Here is a 6,512-nt window from a genome sequence, read left to right on the forward strand (position 1 = left end):
GACGAGTGGCGGTGTCCCGATGACCGTTGAAACCTCGGCGCTGTACGACATCCCCGGCCCGAAGGCGCTCTCCCGGCACCGGCTGTACGGCGGGACCCGGCCGGCGCGCAGCTCGTCGAGAGCGCGCACCCCGGCGAGGGAGAGCCGCAGGACCCGGGCCGGCGAGCCGCCGTACAGGACGGCCTCGCCGAGCCGTACGGCCCCCGGGTCGAAGCGGACCCCGAATCCGGGGGGCAGCGGCCCCGGGGCCGTGCTCACAGGGCCAGGCCGGCGTCCACCGGAACGACCGCCCCGGTCACCCCGCCGGCGGCCGGGGAGGCGAGGAAGGCGATCGCGGCCGCGACCTCGGCCGGCTCCAGCAGCCGCCTCAACGGCTGCTGGGCGGCGAAGACCTGAGGGCCCGCCAGGTCGTACAGCCGGGCGCTCTCGGCCAGGATCGGGGTGTCCGTCGAGCCGGGGCTCACCGCGTTGGCGGTCACCCCGCTCTCTCCCAGCTCCACCGCGAGCGCCCGCACCAGGCCGGCCACCCCGGCCTTGGCCGCGCAGTACGCCGCCAGCATCGGCAGGCCCCGGGTCGCGGCGGCGGAGGCGACCGCGACGAACCGGCCGCTGCGCGGGGCGGGCCGCTCCAGCAGCGCGGGGACGGCCGCCCGGGCCAGCTCGACGATGCCGCCGAGGTTGACGTCGAGCACGGCGCGCAGCCGGTCCTCGGGCATCTCCCAGAGCGGGACGCCGCCGCCGATCACCCCGGCGCAGCCGATCGCCGCGTCCAGCCCGCCCCACCGGTCGACCGCCTCGGCGACGGCGGCGCGCAGCGCGCCGCCGTCCCGCACGTCGGCGACGAACGGGTGGATCCGGCCGGGCGCGGCGGGCCGTTCGGCCGCCACCAGCCCGTCCAGCTCCTGACGGGTCCCCAGGGCGTAGGGGAGCGCGGGGTCGTCGGCCGCCGCGTCCACCGCCAGCACCGACCAGCCGTCGGCCAGCAGGGCGCGGACGGTGGCGGCGCCGATGCCCCGTGCGGCGCCGGTGACCAGCGCCACCCTCGGGGTCATGCCGGCTCCCCGGCGGGTGCGGCGGTCGCCGGCCGGGCGGGCCACCAGGCCTCGACGGCGGCAGCCAGGGCGGACTCCAGGGTGCGCCACAGCGCGTGGCCGTCCTCGGCGGCGGCCGTCGTCGGGTCGCCCAGCACGCCGGTGGCGTCCACCGCGCGCACCCCGCCGGCCCGCAGCAGCGGCATCAGCTCGGCGAGCGGCCGGCCGTTCCCGGCGGTGGCGTGCTCCATCCGCACCCGGTCCGGGTCGAGGGCGAGCTGCAGCGAGGTCTCCACGTGCCCGGCGTGCGCGTCGCCGTCCCAGCGGGGCGAGTGCGCCCGTACGTCGAGGCCCTCGGCGCGCAGCCGGGCGACGGCGCGGTGCAGCGGCTCGGCGTTGCCTCCGTGCCCGTTCACCAGCAGTACGCGCGGGGCGGTCGCCGCGGCCGACCGGGCGAGCTGGAGGACCACCAGCTCCAGGGCCTCCTGGCCGATCGAGAGCGTTCCGGGGAAGCCCGCGTGCTCGTCGCTCGCCCCGTACGGGAGGGCGGGGGCGACCAGCACGCCGGGCCGTTCGGCGGCCAGCCGGCGGCAGAGCCGTTCGGCGATGTCGGTGTCGGTGCTCAGCGGCAGGTGCGGGCCGTGCTGCTCGGTGGCGCCCAGCGGGATCGCCAGGATCGCCGCGTCGCCCAGGGACCCGGCCTGCGGCGAGGCGAGTTCGCCGAGCGGCCCGGTGGGTGCCTCGGGGGCCTGCGCGGCCGGCTCCGTCGCCTCCGTCGCCTTCGCCGCGGCCGCCGCCGAGCGGGCGACGAGACCGTCCTCGCCGAGCGTGTCGGAGATGGTCCGCAGCACCTCGGGGGCCCGTTCGGCGAGGAAGAAGTGACCGCCCCGCAGCACCCGCAGCTCGAACCCGGAGCCGGTGTGGCGCTGCCACGCGGCGGCCTCGTCCTGCGTCACGTAGGGGTCCTGATCCCCGGTCAGCGCCACCACCGGGCAGTCGAGGACCGGCCCGGGCCGGTACCGGTAGGTCTCGGCGGCGCGGTAGTCGTTGCGGATCGCGGGGAGGATCATGCTCAGCACCTCGGGGTCGTCGAGCATGTCCCCGTACGTCCCGCCGACCCGGGCCAGCTCCGCCACCACGGCCTCGTCGCTCGACTCGTGGACGTGCTCGTCCCGGTGGCAGGAGGGCGCGCGCCGCCCGGAGGCGAACAGCGCGACCGGGGCGTGGCCGCGCTCCTGGAGCAGCAGCGCCACCTCGAACGCCAGCGTGGCACCCATGCTGTGGCCGAACAGCGCCAGCGGGCGGTCCAGGAACTCCTCCAGCTCCCCGGCGACGATCCCCGCGAGCTCGTGGAGGTCGTCGACGAACGGCTCGGACCGCCGGTCCTGTCGGCCCGGGTACTGCACGGCGAGCACGTCCAGGCCGGGTGACAGGGCACGGGAGACCGGGAAGTAGTAGGTGGACGAGCCGCCGGCGTGCGGGAAGCAGACCAGCCGGGTCGCGGCCTCGGGGGCGGGGTGGAACCGCCGGATCCAGCCCCCGGCGCGGGCGCTCGCTACTGCCATGGTCGTGTCGTCCCCTGCCCTGTGTCGCCGAACGGCTGTCGCCGGCCCGCGCGGCGAAGGCGCGGGCCGTCCGGTCCATTCAAGGGGGGCGGGGGAGCGGCCGCCCACCCCACACCTGGCCAGGACGACCCCTAACCCGCTGACGGGCGGTCAAGGGTGGCGCGGCCGACGACCCTCCGGAATTCGTCCGTGACCCAGGGGTTTGGCCGCCCCGCCGCCGGGGCAGCCATCCGTGGGGCGGCCGCCGCGGCGGGGCGTCGTGCCACCCCATAGGGGGTTGACCTCGGGTACGGAGCGTTGAAAGCTTGCGGCGGGCTCACGCTCCCACGGCGAGGTCGGCGGAGAGCGAGCTGCGGCCGGCGACGTTGAGCTTCCGGTAGACGCGGGTCAGGTGCTGCTCGACCGTGCTGACGGTCAGGAACAGCTTGCCGGCGATCTCCCGGTTGGTGTGGCCCTGCGCGGCGAGGGCGGCCACCCGCTGCTCGGCGCTGCTGAGCTCGTTGGTCCGCGGCTTGGCGGAGGGCACCCCCTCGGGCTGGGCCTCGGCGGCGCGCTGCTCCGCACCGGCCGGGCGCACGGCCGAACGGGACTGCGGGGTCAGGGTGCGCAGCAGGCCGACGGCACTGCACTGCTTGGCGATGAACTGGGCGCTGCGCAGCCGGTTGCGGGCCTCGTGCGGTTCGCCCAGCGCGTGCAGGGCGGTGCCCAGGTCGGCGTAGGCGTGGGCCAGTTCGAGCTGGTCGCCGCACTGCTCCAGGACCTGCACGGCCTCCTCCAGCAGCTGCGGGCGCTTCTTGACGTCGCTGGCGGCGGCGAGGACGCGCAGCGCGCTGCCGCGCACCCGCTGGTGCTGCGGCTGGGCCTCCTGGAGCAGTTGGAGCTGCTCGTTGACCAGGCTCAGGGCGCGCTGCTGGTCGCCGATCCGCAGGTAGGCCTGGGCGCAGTCGGTGCGCCAGGGCAGCACGCCGGGCGCGTCGATGTTCCAGTCGGTGACCAGCTGCTGGCAGGTGCGGAAGTCGTTGAGCGCGCTGCGGTAGCGGCGGGTGGCGAGGTAGTGCCGGCCCCGGGCGCGCAGGAACAGCAGGCCCGGCAGGGTCTCGAACACGGCCGCCGGCAGCGGGGTGGCCAGGTGGTGGGCGGCGAGCTCGGGCTTGCCCGCGGCGGTGGCGGTGGAGAGCAGGGCGGCGAGCGGGAAGCCGATGGCCACGCCCCAGGCCTCCGGGGAGAGCAGCTGCAGGCCGCGCTGGGCCTCGGCCTCGGCGGTGGCCAGGTCACCGCGGCGGTAGGCGAGTTCGGCGGTGATCGAGGTGAGGACGGCGAGCCAGGTCGGCGACTCGCGCTCGTCGGCGAGGGCGGCGAGGCGGCGGCACCAGGTCTCGGCCTTCTCCAGCCGGTTCCCGAGCACGAGCGTGGTCAGCGCGGTGACGGTGCCGGCGAGGCTCTCGTCGCTGATCCGGGTCTGCTGCAGGGTCTCCTCGGCGGCGGCCAGGTTCTCGCCGGTGAGCCGGTCGTGGCGCAGGGCGATGAGCAGCGCGGTGGCGTCCTGCGGCCGGCCGATCGGGCGGGCGGAGGGCACGGCGGCCGGCGGGTTGCCGACCAGGTGCTGGAGCCGGGCGGCGTGGCGGGGGCAGAGGCCGGCCAGCCAGAGGCAGGTGGCCCGGAACCGGGCGGCGGTCTGCGGGTCGGTGCGGACGGTGGTGCCGGCGAGCTGTTCGACGAGGGCGGTGGCGCGCTCCAACTGGCCGTGCCAGAGCAGGTACTCGACCAGGGCGAGCGCGGCGGGAGGGTCGAGCCGGCCGTCGCCGCCGGCCGCGGCGAGGGTGTCGAGGTGGCGGGTGACGCCGAGCGGGTCCCGGTGCCACTCGATGCGGGCGAGGTCGGCGCGGATCCGGATGTCCTCGGTGCCCGCGGCGGCGGTCTGGGCGGCGCGCAGGAAGCGGACGGCGGTCGCGGTGTCGCCCTTGCGGAAGGCCTCGTGGCCGGCGTCGCGCAGCACCCGCACCGCCCACGGCGGGTTGCCCGGCCCGGCGACCAGGTGGACGGCGACCTCGCCGGCGGAGGCGCCCTCCAGGTAGAGGAGGTAGGCGGCCCGCTCGTGCATCTCGCGCAGCTGGCCGAGGTCCATGCTGTCGGTGACGGCCTGGACGGCGCGCGGGTGGCGGATGCCGCGTTCGTCGGTGAGCCCGATCATCCGCAGCCGCTGGTCGGCGTGCTGGGCGACGCTCTGGGAGAGGCCGGCGAGCTGGGCCTGGACGGTGGCGGAGCCGCCGCCGAGGACGGCCAGCGCCTGGGCGTACCGCAGGGTGGACGGCTCGCTGCGGTAGAGCGTGGCCATGACGGCGCGGGCGTAGGCCTCGCCGGCGACGACCTCCCGGCCGCCGCTCTCCTGGACGTCGTCGATCACGGACTTGGTCATCAGCGGGTTGCCGCCGCCGGCCGCGTGCACGCCCGCGACGAGTTCCTCGGTGGCCTCGCCGCGCAGGTGCGCGCGGAGCATCGCCGCGGTGCCGGCCGGGCTGAGCGGGCGCAGCGGGAGCCGGCGGCAGTGCGGTTGGTGGATGAGTTCGAGGTGGAGTTCGGGGTGGGCGGAGCGGACGGAGGTGCACTCGCCGAGGACGAGCATGACCGGGGCGGCGGTGATCCGCCGAACCACGTAGGCGAGGCACTGGAGCGAGGCGGGGTCGGCGTACTGGACGTCGTCGACGACGATGACCAGGGGTCCGGGGCCGGCCAGGTCGATGACGGCCCGGGAGATGCCGTAGAGGGTGGGCGCGAGTGCACGCCGACTGTCCTCGGGCTGTCCCCAGACGGCGGTCCGGCCTTCTTCCAGCAGCCGGGACAGCTCGCCGTCGGGACAGGCGTCGGCGTCGGGCACGAGCTGGCCGATGACGCCGAAGGGGAGTTCCTGTTCGGCACGGGAGGCACGGGCGCCGACGACCTGTGCGCCGGACTCCGCGGCGCGAGCGGCGAACACGGAGAGTAGCTCCGTCTTGCCGGAGGCGACGGCCCCGCGGACTACGGCCACTCTGCCGAATCCCCGGGCGCATTCGCCCAGCAGCCCGTCCAGTATCCGTATTTCCTCATCGCGCTCGACTAGCCTCATCGCTCCCTTTCCCCCGTTATCCTAGAAATATTTCAAATGAACGTAAGGTGCGCCCGAGTATCAATCTCGTTAATATTATCGATATTTGACTCGACGCCCTGACTCGCGATCGACGCACTTCCCGGCGCCCTCATTGGCATGGACGCGTCGGCCAATCTCCCTGGTCGCCGGGCAGGTGACCTCCCCCGCCCATTGGTTGCGCGTTCAATCTCTCTGCCCCGTTCACCGTCGTCACTCCCGGGCGTCGCCATGTCTCCCCCGTCCGGCGGTCACAGCGTTCCGGGTTCGAACAGTGCGTATTGTTGGGAGGTTCCTGGCGGGTTGTCAACTGTTTGTGAAAGGCACGAATCAACGGGATGCGAGTGGATGCGTGACTTCGCCCGGCGTGTCGCACCCGGTTCGTCGAATGTGACGGACAGTCAGCAACGGGTGGTGGATCGAGCGGTCGACATCGGCCGGGGGCCGTGCGCGTGGGGCGCCGCCGCGGCCGGAGGGAGGGTCGCTCCGCGGGGCGGTGGCGCGGTGGCTCGCGGGCGTCGTCCGGGCGCGGCGGGCGGTGCCGCCGGAGCGAGCGGTTCCTCGGTCATGCGATCACCGACGCCGTCTGTTCATTCGTGGGCCAGCTGAAGCAAGCCCACATTGTGCAGCGTCGGGTTTGCGGCGGCCTAAAGCCGTCCTTAAGCGGGGGTGACCAGTCCGTTCCGGCGGCCCGGCTTCGCGTAGGAGTGGACGCGCACACGCGCCGCCACCGGACACATGAACGAGCAGGCGGGTTGCCCACCCACCGTGTGCTCCCGATAGCATCCACCGGGA

General features: G+C 75.1%; 3 protein-coding genes and 1 pseudogene. All 4 read right to left on the minus strand.

The window, feature by feature from the left end; translation table 11 throughout:
- Positions 1–254: 254 nt before the first annotated feature.
- Positions 255–1,052, minus strand: a complete 798-nt coding sequence (locus AB0E96_RS36735) for a mycofactocin-coupled SDR family oxidoreductase (RefSeq protein WP_359830460.1) — start codon at positions 1,050–1,052, stop codon at positions 255–257.
- Positions 1,049–1,882 carry a mycofactocin biosynthesis peptidyl-dipeptidase MftE gene (gene mftE / locus AB0E96_RS36740; RefSeq protein WP_359830464.1) on the minus strand — a complete coding sequence of 278 codons (834 nt, stop codon included), beginning with the start codon at positions 1,880–1,882 and terminating at the stop codon, positions 1,049–1,051. The genes AB0E96_RS36735 and mftE overlap by 4 nt, the downstream gene beginning before the upstream one ends.
- A pseudogene (locus AB0E96_RS36745) lies at positions 1,871–2,596 on the minus strand (alpha/beta fold hydrolase); the annotation flags it as partial. The pseudogene AB0E96_RS36745 and the gene mftE, both read right to left, overlap by 12 nt.
- 316 nt (positions 2,597–2,912) lie before the next feature.
- Positions 2,913–5,699 carry an AAA family ATPase gene (locus AB0E96_RS36750; RefSeq protein ID WP_359830462.1) on the minus strand — a complete coding sequence of 929 codons (2,787 nt, stop codon included), beginning with the start codon at positions 5,697–5,699 and terminating at the stop codon, positions 2,913–2,915.
- Between the last annotated feature and the right edge of the window lie 813 nt (positions 5,700–6,512).

This window comes from Kitasatospora sp. NPDC036755 (assembly GCF_040636595.1).
In the GTDB taxonomy this organism is placed as follows: domain Bacteria; phylum Actinomycetota; class Actinomycetes; order Streptomycetales; family Streptomycetaceae; genus Kitasatospora.

What these genes read in the sequence shown, in the direction of transcription:
- AB0E96_RS36735 (WP_359830460.1), bottom strand. Translation starts at nt 1,052, where the DNA reads ATGACCCCGAGGGTGGCGCTGGTCACCGGCGCCGCACGGGGCATCGGC.
- AB0E96_RS36750 (WP_359830462.1), bottom strand. Translation starts at nt 5,699, where the DNA reads ATGAGGCTAGTCGAGCGCGATGAGGAAATACGGATACTGGACGGGCTG.